Below are 22,316 nucleotides of genomic sequence, written 5' to 3' on the forward strand. Positions count from 1 at the left end.
AACCAGAAGAAATTGATCTGAATTTAGATCGTGAAGGTTGGGCAAATATTGAAGAATTAATCTCAAAGTCACAACCAGTCAAAAATGTAGTTTTAGACGAAGAAATTATTAAGAGTATCGTGAGCAATAGTGATAAAAAGCGCTTCCAAATTTCTGATGATGGAAAATATATTCGCGCTGTACAAGGTCATTCAACTACAAGTGTTGATATCACACTTAAGACACTCGTACCTCCAACTTATCTTTATCATGGTACAGCTCAAAGGTTTATAGACTCTATAAAAGAACAAGGTTTAATCTCAAAAGATCGTCAATATGTACATCTAACACAAAACAAAGATACAGCCCTATCTGTTGGAGCACGTTATGGTAAACCTCAGATTTTAATTATTCACGCTTTAGAAATGCATAAGAATGGATTTGAATTTTTCCAAGCTGAAAATGGAGTCTGGTTGGTTAAACATGTACCGATAGAATTTATTGTTTTTCAGTAGAATGAAAATTATGCTTCCACTCAAAGGTAGAAGCATTTTTCAACAATTAAAAAAACTAAAATCCAATAAGATAAGTTATCTCAATCATATTAATACTATAATTAGATTTCACTAATGACGAACTTTAACCATTCATCAAAATCTTTTTCTCATAATGATTTTCCCTATTTCCAAGGTCGTACACTAGAACTTTAGGATCACCACTATAATCTGTTGCATCAAAACAAGCTGCCCAGTCACCATCTCTAGCAAATACAATTAAATTTTTACATCCTGTAAGACTAAAATAAATCTCCATAGTTTCATCCAAGGGTTCGACAGCATCATAAAACCACCAAGAGAAGTATGGTATTGAATGTAAAGGTTTTAAATTTTTAGATAATTCCAAATATTTTACAGGATAGTTAAAACCCTGTGGCAGTTCATCTTCACTAAATGGTTTAAAAGTATTTTGAAACATAACAATCTACCTATTTATTTACTCTTTATTACTTTAGGATCAAAAATACTTCCATAAGGAAATTGTATAGACCAATTATCAGGAGATCCCTTCTGGCTAACTTGCTTTTCTACTCTTAACTTAATTGCCTCTCCACAAGCTTTAGGTACAACATTACCTAATTTAAAACGATCTTTTTCTAAGGAAATTAAAGGCGTATTAAAATCCCTAACTTTAGTTTTAACATTTTAATTGTTTTCCAAACCATACTTAAGAATAAATGCAAACTCTTAGAATTAAGAGTTTGCATAAGTAAATATCCGAATCTCACATATTTTCAATATATAAGGCTGACTCAATAAATAATGAAAAGGTATCATTATTTCCCAAAATCATCATTTATAATTTTATTCCAGTTATTTATGTAAAAAAAGGTTAGAAATTCTTGAGTAACAATTAAGCTTCCACCTTATATTTTGGTTTTCCCCATAATTCAGGCATATGAGGAAATTCAACAAATTCCCTATCTATTCTTTCACGGTATTGAGATAAATTGGCGGGAATAAAAGGCTCATGAAACCACTCATCCCATAAAATTAATAAAAAATTAAAAAAATTCTTGTCCCAATTATCCCAACCATCCCAACTGTCCCAATATTCATTGCTAATATTGGGCTTCTGCACATGAGTTGCATCTCCATCCAAATTGTTTAAATCAATATTACCAAGTGGATATTTTTTCTTAGTAATACAATATCTTAAATCTTCCTTATGTTGCAGCATAGATTCTATAGAATGCCATTTATCTATGCTTAGCCATTTATTGATTGCATAGCGAGCATCTTCTACTTTTGAAAAATCCAAACAATAAAATTCATTCTCAAAATTATAAAATTCCACGGTATCAGGATGCCATGCTCCTTCAATTATGCGCTCTATATGTTCTGGGCTAACATCTATCATACCTATTTTCCTTAACGACGTTTTAATGGGTTAGGTTTAGATTGACCTAATTTTAAATTTGGATAGGCTGTAAAAGCTTTCCCTGTTTTAGGGTCGATATTAATGGTTGCAGTATTACTCCAACGATATTCACCTACAGGAATATTATTTCTAACATTTGTTTTAGTATTTCCTGTGAACCCTTCACTAATTGGACGATTAAACTCAATATTTACGGTAATCTGATCCCCGATCATTAGTATATTTACTTGGATTTTGCTTATATAAAGCTTCTGCTTTTCCAATTGCAGTTTGCATATCTGTTGAGTTAAAGAATTTTGAGGCATCAGCAGGTCTACCTTTTCCTCCTGTTTGCGGATTAGTTCCATTCATTGCCCGATCATATTGCTGCTCTAAAGTTGTATAAGCTCCATGTTTACTATCATAATGAGGATTATAACGCTATTGGAATCACCCGAAGCTTTGCTACTACTAAAATTACCAGATGCATGCCAAGCTGTACCGAACGAAGCTTGCAAGCGACCGCCTGCTCCAGTTTGTTTGGTATTTTGCTCAACAGTGTCTTGTAAACTTTCAACTTTGAGCTGACCACTTAAATTTGCTTATGAAAAATCTAGATTTTTTGGCATACTATCAAGTACTCGAATTGAATTATTCAATCGATCTTGTAATATCACCTTAATTTTATATTTTTGTACATAATAATTAACAACCTGATAAAGTTCCTGATAATTATCACCTTTATAAGTTGCCACACCCCACACTAAAGAACCAGGTTTTATATGAGAAACCATCATATGATACTGGAGTTTCCAATTGTTTTTCTGTTTTACAATTATTATCTCTTTAACTTCATTCCACTCAAGATTTTTTCTCCTTAAAAAAAGCGTCCTATAATGCCCACCATGGCTATCAATATAAACTGGAAATACAGAATAAAGCCCTGAAAGTAGCATAAAAAACCATCCAACTAAAACCACTAATAAAACAATTGTTTCAAAATTAAAGTTTACGATTAAGTCAGTAAAATCTGTTTGATAGATTTTTTTCAAAACAAAGAATAAACCTACGCAACCAATTACTGAAGCTATTAATGTTATCAACCAACCAGAGCTCTTATATATATAAGAGGGCTCTAACTGTTTTAAATTATCCATCCTTATTTATTTCCTTCTTTATTATTCTGAGTAGCTTTTTTAGGTTCTACCTTTTGAATTTTTTCCGCCGCAGTACCAACTACAGCGGAATTTATACTCACAACCTTTTGAATTTTACCACCAGCACCCGCTGCAGTAACTGCCGCCTCACCACTGATTGCAGGTACTAAAGCACCAACAACTGCAGATTTAGGTACATCTTTCTTTAAAGGATCATTATTAATCACAGTTCCCCCTGCACCACTCAATCCTCCCATACCAATCGTAGTTGTTCCTTGCAACAAGGTCTAAAGCATTAATAAAAAATACTCAAGCAACGTATCTCTTTCCTTTACCTGATCTGAACTTAACAGCCCCAAAATTGCACCATCAATCATATATACGAAAATCTCTGCTTCTGCATAGGAAACCGATTTTTTACTTTCTATCAGCAAACAGAAAATTTCATTTTTAAGCCATCTTCTATAACGCACAGCGGTTTGATAAGCGTTAGGGTACTTCGCTTTAACTTCAAAAATCGCTTTAAACAGTAAGTAATAAGCGCTATTTAAATCGGCATGTAAAAGATAAATCTGCCTAAGTTTATCAGTCAAAGTTGAGTATTGAGAAGTTTCTATAACTCCTCTCACTTTTTCTTTTAACAGGTCTTTTTGGAACAGCAAACACATCTCAATAAGTTTTTCTTTAGATTGAAAGTAGTTGTAAAAGGTGGCTTTGGGAATTTTGACCTCTTCAATAATGCGGTCAATCCCAATGTAGAACCCATATTGATTAAATAAATTTGTTGTCGTGTAGAGCACGCGTAGCGCTCTAAATGAAGTTTTTAAATTTGGCATAATTTTTACCGTTATAAATTAAGTTTTTTGTTGTATATAAATGAGATAAAAAAAGCCTGTACCCTTTCTGGGAGAAAAAAAGGCACAGCAAAGCCTATAAAGACTGTGCTTGGCACATCTCAAGTTTTATTGTTGAACTAAGTTTTTAGACGAAATAACTTAAAGCCTGAAAACCCTAAAGGTCATCAAGCTGCTTTAAATTTTTAAGTTGTGTTGTTATAGCTTTTGGCAATGAACGCCAAGAAATAATGAATGTGCAAAGCCAACTCCTTTTTATTGGGAGTTCTGCCAGACATTAAAATTATGGTGGCAGAACGAAGGGGGTTCGCAGACTGGTCAAACGAGGCCAGCACACCCAAAGGTGTCCCCCTCCGTTCCACCATAGAGGGGGCACGAGGGTGTACACACTAAAAGAAGAATCTTTTAATGCTCGTTTGATTCGGTCTGCGACAACCGACTGGCAATGTGGCCAGCACGTAAAGGATAATAGTCACTATATTTGTCGTCAAGCACAAAAAGTGACAACTGTTTTAAAATAAATCAGTCAAAGTATTTGATAAATAAGTGGGTTTTTAAAGTGTGGCTTAATAAAAACTATAATTAAATATTATTATGACTTTTCTGTTTCCAACACCACTAATATATCTCTTATAAAAAAAGGCCTATCTAATGCTGATAGGCTTTTTTTTATACTAGAATGAAATATTCAGTCTATTTTTTATTTTGCTCTTTCAATTTTATCCGTTTCTCCCACTCATCAAAAGGAATGTTATATTCATCTAGCTCTTCTTCTTTCAAATCACTAACTGCCTTCATATATAATCCAGACCAATGTTCTTCTTCTGGGATATAGGCAAACTCTATATTAAATTTTCCTTCCTCTGTTAAAGTTACTTTATAGTTAGTCCATTTTTCTTTAAAAACATCCAAAGATCTCAATTCATCAATTAATATACATATTTTATTTTCAATTTCATAAGCACGTTCACCGAAAGGAAATGTCTCAATTTTTCCATTTTTAAGAAGCCATTTTGCCCCACCTGAAAAATGCTCAGGATAAATATCTCCTGTAAAATATATTACAGTTGCATCTTCAGGCATTATAGACCATAAAAGTTCACCTATTTTTTGATATATTTCTTGATCTTTCATAAACTATTTTCCTGTAGCAGTTCCAGCAAGGCTACTTCAAAAATTATTTTCCGATACAATATAATCCTCATACTCCCATTGAAAATACCTCGATAGTTTAAATGAAATATCATTTCCATCACACTTATCAATATATTTGTTAATAATATTTAATATTATTTCAAAATCATAATCTCTTACCAACAACACATGTCTAATAATTTTATTTTCAAACATATCATTTGAAATTAAATACTCTGGACTACAAACAGTAATATCAAAAAAATCTGCCCCTTGTTCATTTTCAAGACCAATAGCACAAGTAAAAGTAATATAAATATCACTTAGTTCTAGTGGCATATACTCATATGGATTTTCATGTGACCAATCAATTGACTTCAATATAGCTTTCATAATCGACCTATTACTTAATAATATCTAAATGTGCATTATCAACTTTAGCAGACTTTCCAAAACTATTTATTTCAAATGTTTCAAAATTAGCTTGAATTCCTGTTGACGCAAATTTTGAATTTTGTTTCGCTGTTAGATAATCATTATGATCGCTATCTATTCGGCCAAAAATCTTTCAAGCAATAAAAAGCATGTCAATTTAGACATGCTTTTTATTTTCAAATATTAATAGTTAATATTAATTTTCATCGTAGATAAACTTAGTATGTGCCTTGCCATGTTCATCTAAACTAAGAATAAACTCTTTCCAATTCCCCCCTGTATGGGCAACCATTAAATCATGTAGTTTTATAATTAATTCATTGACCCTATAATCGGGGTCATTTAATAATGCATAATTAACATTATCTTTATCAATATATGCAAATTTTGAACCTATTGATAAAGACCCATCATCAGAATCCTTATAATAATCAAATATGCATTCTAAAGAGTCATATGAGGTAGAGACACTGTCATGCATTATTTGCAATAAACTATTTAAGATTTCTGTTTGTTGATTGATACTCATTTCTCACCTTTTATTTTGAAGACATATTTAGGAAATCTTTAGTCTGTGGTACACCACCAATATTGTAAGTTACTCGAAGAGAGTCTGGCCTTGCATTTGATGAGGTAGATCTATTGAATTTGATAGTCACATTATCTACTTTAGTGCCTTTTTCTAATGCATTTCGAATCTCATTTTCCCACTTTTTATATGCAGAATTGTTGAAATTTCCATTTTGTGGAAAAAGATTAAATCGATCACATGTTCCCCCTAAAGAACAAGCTTGAGCATGCCCACCGACATCACCCGTTACGCCCTCTTTTCCAGCAGCAGTCTGACGACTATCACGTGGTATTTTATTCAATGTTGGTTGAAAACTTAATTCCTCAACATAACCATGGGCATTAGTTTTAAACTCAGTACCATTATCCAACTTTACATGACTATTTGCTGGAGGTTTATTAAGAATATCATACTCTTTTGTTCCTTTTTTTGCCTGATCAGCTTTAATATTAATAACTTTAGGTGTCGTTTTAGGAGGTAAAGAGAAACCATTCGTCTGAACATTTATACTGGGATCAAAATCAGCCTTAAGTTTAATCGTCTTAGAAGCATCAATAACAATTTTGCCTCCTTTCTTCGCAACCGTAACTGTCCCTGCACTAACTAGCCCTGATAATGTATTGAGTGCAAGTGCCATATCAGCTTCACCCAACTTTTCAAACTCTGCTGGGGTATCTCCTACTGTATTGACGTTAGCGATTGTTTTACCCGTATCTATTATATCTCGAGGAACTTGCTTTAAGCCCTCATATATCGCCTTAGCTGTACCTGTAGGGTCATTTTTGATCGCCTCATAAACCTCTTTAGGAACATTTGGTAAGTTCTTCAGATCACTAACAAATTTAGCAACAGCTCGATCTTTACCTTTCTGATATGCCGCCTCTTGAACTACATCTAAATGTTTATATTGCTGATGACATTCTAGACCCCAACAAGTTAACGCATGCTTAATATCTTGCTTAATAGATGTTTTATTATTCTCAACCGCATTCTGACCAATCACACCTGCTAACTGTGCATTCGATGCCGAATCTCCGACTGTACCACCAACAACTGCACCAATCGCTGCAGTTAAGTCTCGAATACCTGACTTAACATTTTCTGGTAATAAATTTGCATCGAACTTACCTGTTTCAGGGTTAATCGCTGTTTTGCCATCGTTGTATTGATTTGCAAAGTAATCTGCTGCTGCCTCACTTGCAACTGCTGTACTACCACCCGCTGCAGGGTTGCCTCCATTTAAGTAAGCTAGCGTTGCACCCAATATCGCATGACTCGCTAATTGAGCAGCTTTGTTCTTGTCTTCACCATGTTCAAATTGTGAACCAATCAGATTCGCCGCATAAGGTGCAAGTGTATTAGCTACAACTTGAACGTCTGTTTGCCCACCAAGTGCGCCTGTGACTGCCATAGTCACTGCATTCAAGGCTCGACTTTTGTCTCCGCCCATACCCCAAGCTTGATTCATATCACTAGCTTTTGCATAGTCAGGTGAATATTGACGTAGATATTCCTCTTGCTTCGCTGAATCAAGGCTTTGGTAATACTTCAGCGCATCACTATCTAACCCTAGTTGATTAAGTACATTTTGCTTTTCAGCATTTTTTGCTTTTTCCGCCTGTTGTTGCTGATTCTGACTATACGTTCTTGTTGCAGCTGCAATCGTAGAAGTCGCATCTGCTACTGTTTTTTGCTTATCTAAAATAGTTTGTAAGTTCGGTAAAGTCTCAACCGCTCTATTTGCTGTCGAGGCGTCGCTATGAATACCCAATTGCTCAACCGTAGTTGATTTGCCACCAACCTTAATATTACCTGCACTTAAAGTAGCATATGTCGTACTGCTGTCTTTGTCAGAGTCATGTTGCGGTAAGCTTGGGCTAAAGCTGGTTGCATTACGCCAATTGTCATTATTGGTTCGTGTTGATGCTTTGCTATCTCCAGTTTTACCTTTGCCTAAACTTGTACCTCCAGACAGGCTAACTGTAGTCGCGTCGTACTGACTTTGGTTCTCGATATTGCTAAAGGTTAAACGGTTCGTAGTCAGATCATTCTTATCTTTAGTTGCAGTCGAAACAATTGCACCGCCTTTTAAATCAACACTATCTGCTTTTACATGGTAACCACCGTCTCCTGCAAATAAGCCAGATTGTTGATTAACACTATTGGAATCACCCGAAGCCTTGCTACTACTAAAATTACCAGATGCCTGCCAAGCTGTACCAAATGAAGCTTGCAAGCGACCTCCTGCTCCAGTTTGTTTGGTATTTTGCTCAACAGTGTCTTGTAAACTTTCAACTTTAAGCTGACCACCTACATTTGCATCAATACGGTCTGCTTTTGCCTGTGCTCCACGTAGAGTGGTGTCACCTTTACTGGTTAAGCTGATATTTTTTGCATCCAAAGTCGTTTGGCTATGCGTATTACTGTCTAAATGATTGCTGCCTTTACCAAAACCAGCCTCACCATAAATGTAAGCACCTGTTTGCGCACCTACAGAGACACCAACACCCACACTTAAGCCCGCATTACTGTTTTTACCGTCGGCTTTATTTTGGCTTTGACCTGACTCCAGAATAATATTTTTTGAAGAATCTAGATTGATTTTATCTTCTGCTTTTACCTGTGTATTTTGAAGATGAATATCGCCATTAGTACTGGTTAGGTTGACATTGCCACCAGCTTTTAAGTTGTTTTGTTGCGAAGTGGCATAGCTGCTATTTTGCTGATTTTTGCTGGTGCTAAAGCCGATGCCAGATTCAGCTTTAAATAGTGCGCCACCTTTTATATCACTATAGGTTTGGTAACCCTGAGCACCTGCTGCAACAGCTTGTAATGCTTGTGTACGGTCATCAGCTTTACTGTTTTTTGCTTTATCTGCAGCATTTAATAAATCAATCAGTGGTGAACTCACACGACTAAATTGTCCAATTTTTAAGTCTTTTGTATTTTCAGACGAACTACCCGTGTCATGGCCTTCTAAAACCTGAATATCTTGCGCCTTAATATTTAAATCTTTCGCAGCAACAACGTCAGCAACTTGTTGGGTATATTGACGGCCTGCCTGAATATTGACATTGCCCTCTAAACTGCCCACTTGACTGCGTTGCTGTTCAACACCTTTACTATTGCTTTGGCTCTGACCATTCATATAGCCATAGAACTGCTCCGTATCCGAAATCTGCGCACTACCAATACCTTTGTTTGAACTCTGCTCACTTTGGCTTTGGCTGTTCTGGCTCGACTTGATATTGATATCACGAGCAGCATTAATGTTCACATCACCTTTTGAAGCAACCGAACTACCGATAATATTAATATCGCCTTGCCCAGTTTGTAACGTTGTTTTTCCACCAACCGAAAGCTGAGTTCCTGTCGTTTGAGTACTACGCCCATCACCATGATTTTTGTTTTTAAATGTTCCAGCAGGTGCAGCCCAATCACGGTTATCAATACTAAAACCACTTTGTTTACGGTCAGCAGTTTGCTCTGAATGACTCTCGGCAATACCCAGATTAATATTTTCCTTAGCATGCAATAATGCATCGCCTTCGGCAGAAAGCTGCGCACCTTCGCTATTAATACTTCCTTCTGTTGCAATAATATTTAAATTGCCTTTAGCGGTAGCTTGAGTGACTACAGCTTGAGTGCTGGATGTATTACTTACCTGATTTGTTTTATTGCTACCAGCTTGGATAGTAACTGGTGTCATTGCTGCCATAGACGCTTTTCGTACAGCTTCACCTTGAGCCATCACCTGACCAACGGCGCTATCCGAGAATTGACCATTGTTCATACTGTTTTTGTAAGCAGATGCGGCAGCCATCGCTGGAGAATAGGTCACACCAACCGAAATACCAGACTGTTTACTATGAACTTCTGAATGTTGCTCATCGGTTGCATATGCTGAATTTAAATTAACATTTGCACCTTTTAGATTGAGGTCTTTTCCTGCATCTAAAATAGCTGCTTCGGTAGTCAAATCTTTACCAGCAATAATCGTTGTATCACCCGACTGACTTCGAATCACACTTTGGGTAAGTGTTGTAGATTTTCCGTCCTCTTTTGTATTCAAGCTAGATTTTGCATAACCTACACTTGCCACTCCATCAGAAAGGCTCGCTTTAAATCCTGATTTCTTAACAGTCTGCTCTTGTTGGTTGGAATATTGATTTTGTGCAGCGGTAATATTCACATTTTCTTTGGCCTGAATCTGTGTTAACTCATTCGACACCACCTGACTACCACGAATATTGACATTATTTGCATCGAGTAGAACTTTTTTACCGCTGATCGTACTTGCTATCGCTTCACTAGATTGATCATGAGTAAATCCAGTATCTGTCTTACTGCCTAAAGTTCCTTTATGTTTCTCATACCACTGTCGATCAAACTGGCTAGTCTTACGGCCTTCTTCAATATCTAATTGATTAACAGCGGAGAGTTGAGTCGTACCTTGTACGCTATTTAAACCCGAACCTTGTACTTTAATATTTTGCCCATTTAACAATAATGAGCCGTTGCTATTCAGCTGACTACCGACATCTTGGGTTTTCTGGCTAGTCGCATGATTTTGTGCATCACGGTAAGTTGTAAGTTTATAACCCGTTTGTACAGTTCCAATGTCAACATTACCTACTGTATTGATCACCGCTGCGCCGTTGCTATTATTGAGTTCTGCAGCTTTCAGAACCGTATTTCCAGCAACATCAACGACTAGAGTTGCCTTATTCGGTTGAATCTTATTGCCACTACCTACATAAAGCCCAGCAACACGATCCACTCCTGTTGTACTTGAACCAAAGCCACCTACCTGGGTTGTCGATGTTCTTGTCGTAGTCTCAATTTTGAGATTACCACCGACCTTAACCGCCATTGCATCTTTGGCACTGATTTGACCACCAATATTATTAAGGTCTTTTTTCGTGGTGATATCAACGGTATTGCCCTGAATACGGCCCATCAAGTTATTAATATTATTTGCAGTAATCTGAACAGCTTCTCGTCCAGCAATGGTTGAACCATTCAGTAAGTCACCGTTTAACTTAAAGTTAACACTATTACCAGAAAGTAAAGAACCGTCTCCTTTTAAGTCTCCTACACGAGCTTTTACATAGACTTGCGGAACAAGCGCCTTAGTTTTCGTTCCATCTTGTAGAGTCACGTCTTTTTCAACTAACCAGACAATATCACTGGTCAATTGCGCAATTTGTGCAGCACTTAAAGCAATACCCGGACGCAAGCCATATTGTTTGGCAAAAGTCACCCCGTTATTCATTAAGGCTTTATATTGTTCCTCATCAGATGCATAACCTTCCAAGAAGCGATAACCAGTTAAGTTAGCTATCTGGTCTTGGACCATGCGCTGCTCATAAAAACCATCTCCTAAACGTTTTTGTTGCAATGCAGGGTCAAGGCCTAAAGCATTCAACATATAGTCTGAAGACAACCATTTGTTGTAATTGGTAAAGTTCGGGTCAGTCTCAATGAGATAACCTGCTTTACTATCAGCTCCTGTTCTATACAAGGCGTTATTGGCAACTTTAATATTGTTGTTATTAATGGTACGAATTTCGAGTTGCTCCCCAGTACCCGCTTGATCTGGTGCAGTGGCCTGATCTGAAGTGGAGACACCTGAAACTTGAGAAGCTTTTTGACCTTGTAATTGGTCCAAAACAGAGATTTGAGTGGTATTGTCTTTTTGTTGAACGTTAGATGAGTTTCCATTTAGCCCTGAAGTTTGAACATCAGTTTTTACAGAAGTTTGACCTGCTGCTTGTAAATTTTTATTTTGTGCCACACCTGCTTGCTCAACAAAAGTTGTATTAGATGTAGCTGTTAAATCATTAACATGAGTTGTTTTGATCTGTGCATTCATGATTGGGCCACCAGCACTCTTAGAAACAGCCGTAATATCTTGATTCGTTTGGTTCAGCTCATAATGATCGGCGACCTGACCTATTGGCACATCAATTGTTGTTTCACTTGAAACTTCAAAAGGTCCCTCCCAATCACCTTCATATTCCCAATGTTTATACACTGTCCCCTGATCTACAACCTTTCTAGTCCCTTTTATGCCATTATCTGAAACAATAGCGCCTCCCAAATTAATAAGCTCTCCTCCAGCTAAAATTTGGCTCTTATCATTAAATACCTGTGCACCACTTAGATCCAGATTTCCGCCTGCTTTAATTTGACCCGGAGCGGATTCAATGGCTTTGGTTTCATAAGTAATTTCACTATAGGTGTATCTCATCCAGTCTTCAAACCAGTTACCACCATCATATTGACCGTCAAAGGTACACCAAGCATTACAGAATTTTTCTAAGCCATCTATACGTGATACTTCAACATTATCATCGGTTATGAAATGCTTATTAATATTATTAATCTGAGCAGCAGATAAGCGCATGTTACCTAAAGATTCAATGGTCGCGCTTTCATTATTAAGCACACTGGCTTGACCAGTCGCTTTACGGTTCTCATCTAAAGCACCACCTAAATATAAATTTGCAGCACTGAATATAAGCGCCTGACTCGCATAATCTTGCGCATTCGCCAGATTATTTAACACTCCCACACCAAGGTTCATATCACCTCGTGAAGCAATAACTGGAGCCTTACCTTGAATATCTGGCAAGTTATTTAAAGTGTTAGCGCTAATCGCAAGATCTGTACCATAGATACGACCTGTACCTTGGTTATTTACAGTATTTGCTTTTAGTATGGTGTAATCACCATTGATCAGCCCAGTGTTATTAATCTGGCTTTGTGCTTCAATTTGAGTATCGTGACTTTCAATTTGAGCATTGCTATTGTTGGTTATATTGGCTGCATTTAGTTTTAAAATATTGCCTGCATTGATTTTGCCATCATTGGTAATATCCGCAGCAGTACTTAAACTAAGATTGTTATTTGCCTGTAATTGACCTTCTTGAGTCTGCTTAAAGCTTTCTTTTAGAGTAATATTCGCATCGCCCAAACTTGCAATCTGACCATCACCTGTAAGCGATTGAGCTGTAATATTTAAATTTTCACCTGATAGCAACTTGCCTTTTTGGTTATTAATAACAAGCTGATCGCCTTGTAAATTAAGCTCTTTAACGGCGCTGATTTCACCAGAATGGTTACTCAACTGCCCACTAACATTAAGTACAGCATTTTGGTTACTACGGATTGCACCAGACTTGTTATTCAAAGTTTGGGCGCTCAAGTTTAGATTACCAGCATCAATACCTTGAACAGACGTACTATCCGTAGTTAATGTGTTTTGGTTATCTAACTGCTGAGTTACAAGATCTAGCTGCCCCGTGGCCATGATATGGCTATCTGGGTCTGTTGCCACCAATTTACCTTGGTTGTTGACCTGTTCAATGGTCAACTGCATATCACCCATCGACAAAATCTGACCAGACTGGTTATTTAGCAGTTGGTTTTGACCTGTCCCTTGCAATTTCAGGTTTTGGGTTGCAAGCAATGTTCCTTTGTTATTAATAACCTGATTCGCAATTAAATCTAAATTTTGCCCACTTGCAATGTAACCTTGCGTATTATCGAGAGCACTAAGATTTTTTAAAGTGAGATTACCTTGGCTAAGTAATCCCCCTTGTGTACCGCTATTGGTATTCACAAGATTCTGCCCATTGGTATCAAGCACAAGTGATGTTTTTGCCTGCACAAGACCCTGATCATTATTAAATAGACCAGATGAAATCGAAATCAGATCTGAGCTAATCGTACCTTGTTGGTTAGTGAATGCCTGTTGTTGACTATCTATATTTATCGCTTTTAATGATGTAATTTTGCCTAATTTGTTATTTACACCACCCGCTTTAAGATCAATTACGCCAGACGACTGCAATGATCCGGATTCATTATTTAAAAGTGAAGAACCTGCATTAATATTTAATGCACCGCTCACACTTCCAATTTTACCTTTGGTGTTATTTAAACCATAGCTGTTAAGCGTAAGATTCTGTCCAGCCGCTAAAACACCTGTTTCATTATTCAAAAGACCTGTGCTTTGGAGAGTAGCGCTACCTTGCGCATTAATCTGTCCTGATAATGAGTTATCAATTGAGGCAGCTATCACGGACATATCTTGTCCAGATTGAATAATACCAGCTTGGTTTTTTAATGCTTGTGTACCCGCTTGAACAGTTAAATTACCTTGGGTTGCCAGCTTCCCTTGATTATTAATCAAACCTTGACTATGGATATTGAGGTTTTGATCTGCAACAATTGAACCTTGAGTATTATTAATAGTTTTCTGGCTATTTAAATCGATTGTACCCTGAGCACTGAAGTGTCCAGCTGTATTATCTACAGATAAGGCTTTTGCCGTTAAATCAGTTTTTGCCTGTAATACGCCAGACTGATTGGTGAGAGCCTGATCCCCAGCATCAATAACTAATCCGCCTTGGATACTGCCAATCTGGCCCTGATTATTATTTAAACCTTTACTGCTCAAATTTACATTTTGGTTTGCAACCAAAGAACCAGCTTGGTTATTGATGAGTCCTGTACTAATAATATTTAGTGCATCTTGCGCACTGATTTGCCCTTGCTGGCTATTATCTAAAGTATTCACTTTCAGATTCAAACCAGCACCACTCAGTAATTGGCCTGCTTGACTATTATCTAATGCTCCATTAATTACCAGATCTAAAGCTGAACCACTACCTGACTGAATCGTTCCAGCCTGATTAGTTAAATTCTGACTTGTAATTGTGGTATGAGCATTCGATGCAATTTTCCCTGCTTTATTGCTGATGTCACCCGTGCTTGTAATTGTATTATCGGTAAGCGCAAGAATAGTGCCCGAATCGTTATTCAAACCACCACTCGTGATTTTAAGACTCGTTCCTGCTTGAAGCGAACCCGAAGTGTTTAATAATTTTTCTTTTTGAGCATCAATGGTTAATGAACCCTGAACACTACCAATTTGCCCCGACGTATTATCCAAGCCCTGACTTTGAATAGAAACGTTCTGATTCGCGGCCATTACCCCAGTTTGGTTATTAATTCCTTGTTGCGATAAAACAGTTAAGGTATCTGTAGCATTAATTTGGCCTTTATTACTATTATTTATTGAGCCTGCTGTAATTTTTGTAGTGTTGCCCGTCAATTTGCCTGACTGACTGTTATCTAATGCACCTTTGATATTTAAAGTAAGATCAGCATTTGTCTCAATTGAACCACCTTGGTTATTCAGACTTTGTCCCGTAATTTCTATGGCATCGCCACTTTGAATTTGACCTTTAAGGTTGTTTAATTTCTGAACTTTTAATGCCAATTTTTTTTGAGCAGAGATAAGACCAGACTGATTATCTAAATTTTTAGCGCTTAAAGTCAGATCTTGAGCAGCAAGTATTTTACCTGCTTGATTATTCAAATCGCCTAAACCAGCATCTAATGAGACATTGCCTTGAACGCTACCAATCTGTCCTGAATTATTGGTCAAACCTTGACTGTGTGTAGTCACATCTTGTTTAGCAATGATTTGTCCAGATGTATTATTAACATCTTTACGACTACTTAAACTAAGTGAACTTTGGCTGTTCATAAGACCAGATTGGTTATTAATCTGGTCAGCAGTTACAGTTAAATCTTTTTCAGCTTGTAAAGTTCCAGAAGTATTATTAACTACACCAGTTCCTGCCTTAACCGCTACAATACCTTGGCTACTACCAATTTGGCCACTGCTATTGTCTAGGCCATTAGAAGTAAGAGTGACATCTTGATTCGCCACAATTTTACCAGACTGGTTATTAATGATTCCCAAGCTGGTCAGAGTTAATGCATTTTGTGCAGAAATAAGTCCACTTAAACTATTATCAATAGAACCAGCTTGAATAACGCCATTCTGACCTGCGTAAATTTTGCCTGATTGACTATTATCGAGTAAGGCTGCCACATCAAGTTGTACATCATAATTAAGAGCAGAACTTAACTGACCACCCTGATTATTAAGCGTAGTTGTTTTTAGCTGTAAACCCGATTGGCTCTGAATAAAACCTAATTGGTTATTCAATTGATCTTTAATCGCTAAGGTAAGCGGTTTTAATGTACCGCGCTGAACCATTTGACCTTTTTGATGACTCAAACTATCCGCAGAGATATTGATCTGATTAGCCGAAGTAGTTGCACCATCTAATACAACTTGTCCACCCTTCAATAATAGCTGTCCATTACTGAGAATCTGGCCTTGTGCTCCTTGCAATTGATCGGCAGTGATATTCAGTTGCTGACTCCCTGCATGGATAATCTTTCCAGCTTCATTATTCAGAGCAGACGTGTTCAGGTTAATTGAAGATGCATTACTACTAATTTCACCTGATTTATTATTTAAACCGTTTACAAAATCTAGGGTAAATTCATTGTTCCCAATATGCTGAATTTTACCTTGACTGTTATCAAGTTGTTTGGCGTTCAGCACTATATTTTGAGCACTTAATTGCCCTTGTTGATTATTAATGAGGTTCTGGCTAACTAGGTTGAGTTGATCTTTGGCAACTACGCTTCCAGCTTGTGTGGAAATGTTGCCAGTTACACTCCCTAGTTCAATATTTTGTGCCTGCAATTGCCCTTTTGCCGCATCAATATTGCTTTGTGCTTGTACTTTTAAATTACCGCCAGCTAAGGTTTGTCCATGTAAACCGACTTGATCTGAACTAATTGAAACATTACCAGCATTAGCTAATTTGCCTTCACGATCTAGGCCCGCTGCAATCAATCCATCTACACTATGTTCTAAAGTTGAACTGGTAATTTGGACATTTTTTCCAGCCGCCAAAGTACCAGCATTCTGAGTATTTTGTCCTGTAATCGTTAAATCTTGATCTGCATAAACACTACCAGTGTTTTTAAGTTGATCATGCTGTAACTTTATTGATTTAGCTTGAATCTGACCTTGAGTATTATCAAACTGCTGAGCAATACTGTTTAAATTTTGCTGAGCTGCGATAGATCCCTGATTGTTATTAACCGTCACATGTTTCTGATTAATTTGATCTGCAACAATTTGTCCTGATGTATTATTAAGTGATTGGCTATCTAAATTTAAATTGGTTTTAGCCTGAATGAGCCCCTCAGTATTATCAACCGCTTTATTCGCTTTAATATTTACAGCTTGGTTTTCTGAATACACGACACCTGACTGGTTCTTCAAATCACTTGCATTAACATTGATAATTGCTCCACTAGCAATTTGTCCATCAACATTATTCAACTCACCAATTACAGCTAAATCAAGCTGTCCAATTGACTGGATTTTTCCGCCTTTATTGTTGGCAGACTGAGTTTGAATATTAAGAGTACTATTAGAAGCAAGCTGGCCTTGCTGGTTAGTAAAACTTGAGGTTTGGATATTGGCACTTTTAACAGTAAGCTGACCTTGGTTATTATTAAAGCTATTTCCTTTAATATTGATAGCACCTAAATTAAGTTGGCCGCCTTGGTTATCTAAACCATTTTGGCTGTCTAAATCTACACCACCATTAGCAACAATTGCACCTTGATCATTATTCAGCACATCTGACACATGGATAAGACCAGTATCGTAAGTTTTTGGAGTTGTATCTACTGGAGTTACAACACCTAAACTTCCACCATCTTTAGATGGATCTGTTGGGACCGTCGGAACACTTCCACCTGTAGATCCCCCCGTACCGCCACCAGTATTACTCTTAGCAATTCCAATTTTACCGCCAAGATTTGTCATTGAGCCTGATTTTAAATCAAGCCCTTGTATGCCTGTTTGTTCGATAGAACCACTATTTTTTAGATTTTTAGAATTAATCGCTATTCGAGCAGCATTTAACGTACCACTATTGTTAACAATATTCTGGTTTTGGAGATGTAACTCATCTGCACTACTGATTAGACCAGAGTTATTTAAATTTTGGCTCTCAACTGAAATTTGTGAAGTTGCACTACTGATATTACCTGTATTCTGAATGTTTTGAGCTTTAAGTTGCACCTGATCTTTATTTGCAATCAAATTACCACTATTGACCAGATCACCATTTGTATTCAGGGTAAGGCTGCTTTGGGTACTGTTAATCGAGCCAGCATTACGAACACCTAATCCTTGCTCTGTTCCTACTAGAAAGATTTTACCACCATACATTCCACCAAGTTGGCCCACATCTAAGGCAAAGTTCGGCTGAGGTGTAGATGTTGACCCTGTAGTTGCTTTAATTTGAGGAGTAACTTGGTCTTTGACTTGAATGTCATTTTGTCCAAGTACCGTGCCCAATTCATTTGCATACAAGCCAGCATTGACTTTTAAGGCACGCGCATAAATATCTGTATAAGGTGTTAAGCTTCCATTTAAGCCTTTACCTTCAATCGTAACTTGCCCTTCACGGACACGGAATGATTCAAGATAACCTTGATTCATTACCGCTTGGCCTGTGGTTAAAGTAAAACGGTCTGCATTAATCACACCACAGCCATCACAAATTAGACCTGAAGGGTTTGCGATCACGACTTGAGCCTGTTTTCCGGCAACTTCGATATAACCTTTAAGTTGACTTGGGTTACTGCTATTTACCTCATTCAAAATAACTTTGGCTTCACCTGTTGCAAGCCATGGGTTGCCTTGTACCCATCCACCAATCTGGGTTTGAGTGTTATTACGCGAGTTATTTAAAATCGCACCTTCTTGACCAACATCAAACTGCGTATAGGTATTCCGCGAAACACCACCTGCACTTGGGGTCTGAATATTGACTTGAGTTGTTCCATTGGCACTATTTAAAATAGTTGGCTGCTGTGATGTCGGCGCACCTTTGTCTGCAATGATCTGCGTTCCAGCAACACTACTCATTGGTAAGCTGATCACCAATGCCCCTAAACAACCAATAACGGCAAAGTTAAGCGGATTTAGTTTTTTATAATGAATAGGTGAAACAGAAGACGTTATTGAGCCTGTTTCCATTGTTCCCTGACTTTGTCCTGCTTGCTTAGTTTTACTTTTTACAATCTCGGCAACAGCAATAAACATACCGCGAGCATGGCTAAAGATAATACGATAACGGTTCTTATTCATTTTAAAATCTCACTAAATCTTTTTTTAATACAATTAATTGCGTCCTAGACCTTTGAACTTAAATTAATAGGTCCAGTTCACGCTAAATCCAGTCGTGTAATCATCCGTTTCAAAGTGATCTGGCTTTTTCAACGGTGCTCCGACAAAAGCGTCATAATTCAAATGCAGAGGGACAATTTGTCCACGCAATCCCACAACTGCACCTAATAAACTGGTACCCGGTAAAGGGTTTGGATAATGCGCGGTTTTTCCACCCACCTCTCCATAATCAATACCGGCATACCATGAATGTGGTTTATTCATGATTGAGCCACTCAGTTCATTGCGAACTAAAAAGCCATTATCTGCCAACAACGTTTGCTCACCGTCAAAACCTCTTACGGTATAACGGTTTCCAATCGAGAAGCGGTCTTGCGGTGTTAAAGGTTTATTACTGTGCTGGGTACGCCATTCTGCAAGATATTGCAGGTTCTGTTGCCCTACTTTAAAAGGAACTTGTAAACTGGCATTGGCCTGTAAAATCCCTACATGTGTATAAGCCTCACCAAAATCTTCTTCTGGTGCTCTCATTGCATTAAGCCAGCCTGTACCACGCTTATAAGTCACATTACCGCTTAAAGTGGCATTAGAAAAATATTCGGTATGATCGACACTTGCTTTCCATCCCGCCGTTTTTCGGCGTTGTACTTCTACTTCAACATCATTGATATAGTTTTGTGATTCACGATACCAGCCACCAAAACCTACGGCAGTTTTACGGTGTGCATCGCGATAAATAATTCGGGACAAATCTGCATTAATAAGTTCGCTTTTACCGCTATATTGATAGGTCTCACTGCTTCCGGCGACTGTTTGTAAATAGTTAGAACGGCTATAACTGGTTGAAAATAACCAATAATCAAATGGAATGGTATAACTTGCATAAAAGCCATCTGTACCATGCTTACCAGAACCACTACCCCCTAAGTCATGATTATAACTAACATAAAACAAATCATTTAAAGTCAACACATGATCAAGTGACAAGGTCGCTGTACCTTGGTATTTTCCAGTAGCATCAGAACCTGAATCATCAATTCCCACATGTAAGCGATAAGGTTTAGCCTGTTGCCATGCAAGAATCACATCACTATAGCCCGGTTCATTTTTTTGTTCTGCTGGCTGAATTTTAAAATCAGCCTCAACCGTAGGTACTCTTTTAAAGTTTTCTAAGCCTTGCTCCATATCACGAATATTTAAAAGCTCACCCGATTTCATCGGTAAAGCGTTCCATAAATGAGCACGTTTAGAAGTACCTTCAGCAAACTTAATCTGATCAACTCGGCCAGGAATAACACGAACTCGAACAGTGCCAGATGCGATATTTTGCTGAGGAAGCAAAACTCGTGTTGTGACATAACCATCTGCAATAATTTTGTTTTGAACAAGATCAAGTGCCTGATTGAGACCATTTACACCCAAGCAACGTCCAATAATATTGTTCTTGCCAGTCGTAATCACATTAAAATCTGATATGAATTGATGAGCTAAATCACCTTCTAAAAGTATTTTTTTAATTTCAAAACAAGGAGTTTCACTATTAGAGCGTAAATATTGTAATTGTTGAGCTAAATTTTTATTTTGTTCTTGCCCCAGATTGACATTTACATTGGGCTGGATTTGTTTTTCTAACGCTGTATCACGTTGTTGTTGACGAGTAGACTGATCAGCCTGAATTCGCTGTCGAATCGGGTCATCAGGATCTGCAGCGTAACTTAATCCTCCCATAATCGATAAACAGATAAATAAGACACTTTTATTAAATTTGTTATAGTTCACCATAAACTAGGCAATCCGTGATAAATATCAACTTAATTTTATTTTAACAAAACCTTAACAAAGTGGAAGCATTTTTTATACAGATTTGTCTGTATATGAAGCACTATTTGACGAACGGATTAATTTTTCTAAGATTACTCAACAAGAAATGTATTTCCATTCCCATTAAGTTAGAACTTGTTCAAGAAACCAAGTATTAGTATTTATAATAAATAGCTATTCCGTCATATTTTTCATTTTCTCTTGCACAATTTTCTACTTCATTAAGTAGTAATAAAGCCATCTTTTGACCTTTTCTCTTTAAATTCTTATTTAAATGTCATATCTAATCTAAGCAAGATTCATAAAATAATTTTTATAATTTAAATAATGGATAATTAAATATGGATCATTTTAAAACTATTTTACTCATTGCAAGCACATGTTTAACAACAACTATTTATGCAAAACAACAAGTCGTTTGTGTGTATGACCCGATTGGTAAATCGGGAGATGCTTTCGCTTTAGCCAAAGACTATGCACTTGAAGCTAAAAACTGGGGAGCTGATCTATCTTTAAAAGCATATGTAGATGAACGCATTGCGGCTGAAGATTTAAAAGTCGGTAAGTGTGATGGCGCTATTATTAGTGGTTTACGTGGCCGTCAGTTTAATAAATACACAGGATCTTTAGATGCAGTTGGCGCATTAACAAATATGAAAACGGCAATTAATGCCTATAAACTGTTGTCTTCACCAATGGCCGCAAAAAACATGGTGGTCGGTTCTTATGAAATTGCAGGTTTAGGCACAATTGGTCCTGCATACTTATTTGTAAATGATAGAAGTATCAATACACTCGCTAAAGCTGCCGGTAAAAAAATTGGGGTATTTAAATACGATGAGGCGCAACCAAAGCTTGTCCAACATGTTGGAGGTCAGGCTGTATCGGTAGACGTCACCAATGCTGGTGCGAAGTTTAATAACCATGAAATTGATATTGTGCCCGCTCCTATTGTGGCATTTAAACCTTTTGAACTACACAAAGGTTTAGGTGAGAAAGGAGCAATTGTTCGTTTTCCTTTAACTCAAATTTCAGCAAACTTCATTATTCGTAAAGATCAGTTTCCAGCAGGTTTTGGGCAAAAGTCGCGAACTTGGGTAGCCAGCCAATTAAATAGAACCTTTGGCATTATTGCTAAATATGAAAGTGATATTCCTTCAAAATATTGGATGGATATTCCTAAAAATGAGCAATTAAACTATATGAAAATGATGCGCGAGGCACGTATACAGCTAACCAAGGCTGGTATTTATGAACCAAAAATGATGAATTTTTTGAAAAAAGTAAGATGTAAAGAAAACCCAAGTAATTTTGAATGTGCGTTAAACGATGAATAAACACTCAAAACATATGCACAT

General features: G+C 37.2%; 13 protein-coding genes and 3 pseudogenes. 3 read left to right on the forward strand and 13 right to left on the reverse strand.

Annotated elements, in window-relative coordinates; genetic code table 11:
• Positions 1-11 precede the first annotated feature (11 nt).
• Positions 12-494 carry an RNA 2'-phosphotransferase gene (locus tag RMA94_RS13865; protein ID WP_151302532.1) on the forward strand — a complete coding sequence of 161 codons (483 nt, stop codon included), beginning with the start codon at positions 12-14 and terminating at the stop codon, positions 492-494.
• Between the two features lie 124 nt (positions 495-618).
• On the opposite strand, the gene RMA94_RS13870 is transcribed toward RMA94_RS13865, so the two are convergent.
• The 8 genes and pseudogenes from RMA94_RS13870 to RMA94_RS13905 form a co-directional block, all read right to left on the reverse strand.
• Entirely contained in the window at positions 619-954 is a 336-nt protein-coding gene (locus RMA94_RS13870; RefSeq protein ID WP_311083462.1) for a hypothetical protein, read from the reverse strand.
• Between the two features lie 435 nt (positions 955-1,389).
• Positions 1,390-1,896 (reverse strand): hypothetical protein, encoded by a 507-nt coding sequence (locus tag RMA94_RS13875; RefSeq protein WP_202724123.1) that lies wholly within the window; start codon positions 1,894-1,896, stop codon positions 1,390-1,392.
• An 11-nt stretch (positions 1,897-1,907) separates the two neighbouring features.
• Positions 1,908-2,132, reverse strand: a complete 225-nt coding sequence (locus RMA94_RS13880; RefSeq protein WP_311083465.1) for a hypothetical protein — start codon at positions 2,130-2,132, stop codon at positions 1,908-1,910.
• A complete protein-coding gene (locus RMA94_RS13885; protein ID WP_311083466.1) occupies positions 2,101-2,268 on the reverse strand; it encodes a hypothetical protein in 168 nt (55 codons plus the stop codon). The genes RMA94_RS13880 and RMA94_RS13885 overlap by 32 nt, the downstream gene beginning before the upstream one ends.
• Before the next feature lie 65 nt (positions 2,269-2,333).
• A pseudogene (locus tag RMA94_RS19395) lies at positions 2,334-2,498 on the reverse strand (hypothetical protein); the annotation flags it as partial.
• Positions 2,499-3,053, reverse strand: coding sequence for a hypothetical protein (locus tag RMA94_RS13895; protein ID WP_311083468.1), 555 nt, complete (start codon positions 3,051-3,053; stop codon positions 2,499-2,501).
• Between the two features lie 2 nt (positions 3,054-3,055).
• Positions 3,056-3,337 (reverse strand): annotated as a pseudogene (locus RMA94_RS13900) (hypothetical protein); the annotation flags it as partial.
• A 3-nt stretch (positions 3,338-3,340) separates the two neighbouring features.
• Positions 3,341-3,889: a TetR/AcrR family transcriptional regulator gene (locus RMA94_RS13905; protein WP_202724125.1), complete on the reverse strand. Its 549-nt coding sequence runs from the start codon at positions 3,887-3,889 to the stop codon at positions 3,341-3,343.
• A 398-nt stretch (positions 3,890-4,287) separates the two neighbouring features.
• On the opposite strand from RMA94_RS13905, the gene RMA94_RS13910 reads away from it, so the two are divergent.
• The gene (locus RMA94_RS13910) at positions 4,288-4,428 is read left to right on the forward strand and encodes a hypothetical protein (protein ID WP_284090669.1); all 141 of its coding nucleotides are present in this window, start codon (positions 4,288-4,290) and stop codon (positions 4,426-4,428) included.
• Positions 4,429-4,600: 172 nt separating this feature from the next.
• Here RMA94_RS13910 and RMA94_RS13915 read toward each other — a convergent pair whose 3' ends face one another.
• The 5 genes and pseudogenes from RMA94_RS13915 to RMA94_RS13935 all read right to left on the reverse strand — a co-directional run bounded on the left by RMA94_RS13915 (position 4,601) and on the right by RMA94_RS13935 (position 20,919).
• The gene (locus tag RMA94_RS13915; RefSeq protein WP_311083472.1) at positions 4,601-5,041 is read right to left on the reverse strand and encodes an immunity protein YezG family protein; all 441 of its coding nucleotides are present in this window, start codon (positions 5,039-5,041) and stop codon (positions 4,601-4,603) included.
• Between the two features lie 36 nt (positions 5,042-5,077).
• Positions 5,078-5,434, reverse strand: coding sequence for an Imm8 family immunity protein (locus RMA94_RS13920; RefSeq protein WP_311083473.1), 357 nt, complete (start codon positions 5,432-5,434; stop codon positions 5,078-5,080).
• A 238-nt stretch (positions 5,435-5,672) separates the two neighbouring features.
• Positions 5,673-6,005, reverse strand: a complete 333-nt coding sequence (locus tag RMA94_RS13925) for a hypothetical protein (RefSeq protein ID WP_202724126.1) — start codon at positions 6,003-6,005, stop codon at positions 5,673-5,675.
• Between the two features lie 67 nt (positions 6,006-6,072).
• Positions 6,073-19,098: pseudogene (locus RMA94_RS13930) on the reverse strand (hemagglutinin repeat-containing protein); the annotation flags it as partial.
• A 63-nt stretch (positions 19,099-19,161) separates the two neighbouring features.
• Positions 19,162-20,919: a ShlB/FhaC/HecB family hemolysin secretion/activation protein gene (locus RMA94_RS13935; protein WP_311083475.1), complete on the reverse strand. Its 1,758-nt coding sequence runs from the start codon at positions 20,917-20,919 to the stop codon at positions 19,162-19,164.
• Between the two features lie 380 nt (positions 20,920-21,299).
• On the opposite strand from RMA94_RS13935, the gene adeT1 reads away from it, so the two are divergent.
• Positions 21,300-22,295 (forward strand): putative multidrug efflux protein AdeT1, encoded by a 996-nt coding sequence (gene adeT1, locus RMA94_RS13940; protein WP_311083477.1) that lies wholly within the window; start codon positions 21,300-21,302, stop codon positions 22,293-22,295.
• Positions 22,296-22,316 lie beyond the last annotated feature (21 nt).

The organism is Acinetobacter sp. V115_6 (genome assembly GCF_031799025.1).
GTDB classification, from domain to species: domain Bacteria; phylum Pseudomonadota; class Gammaproteobacteria; order Pseudomonadales; family Moraxellaceae; genus Acinetobacter; species Acinetobacter pittii.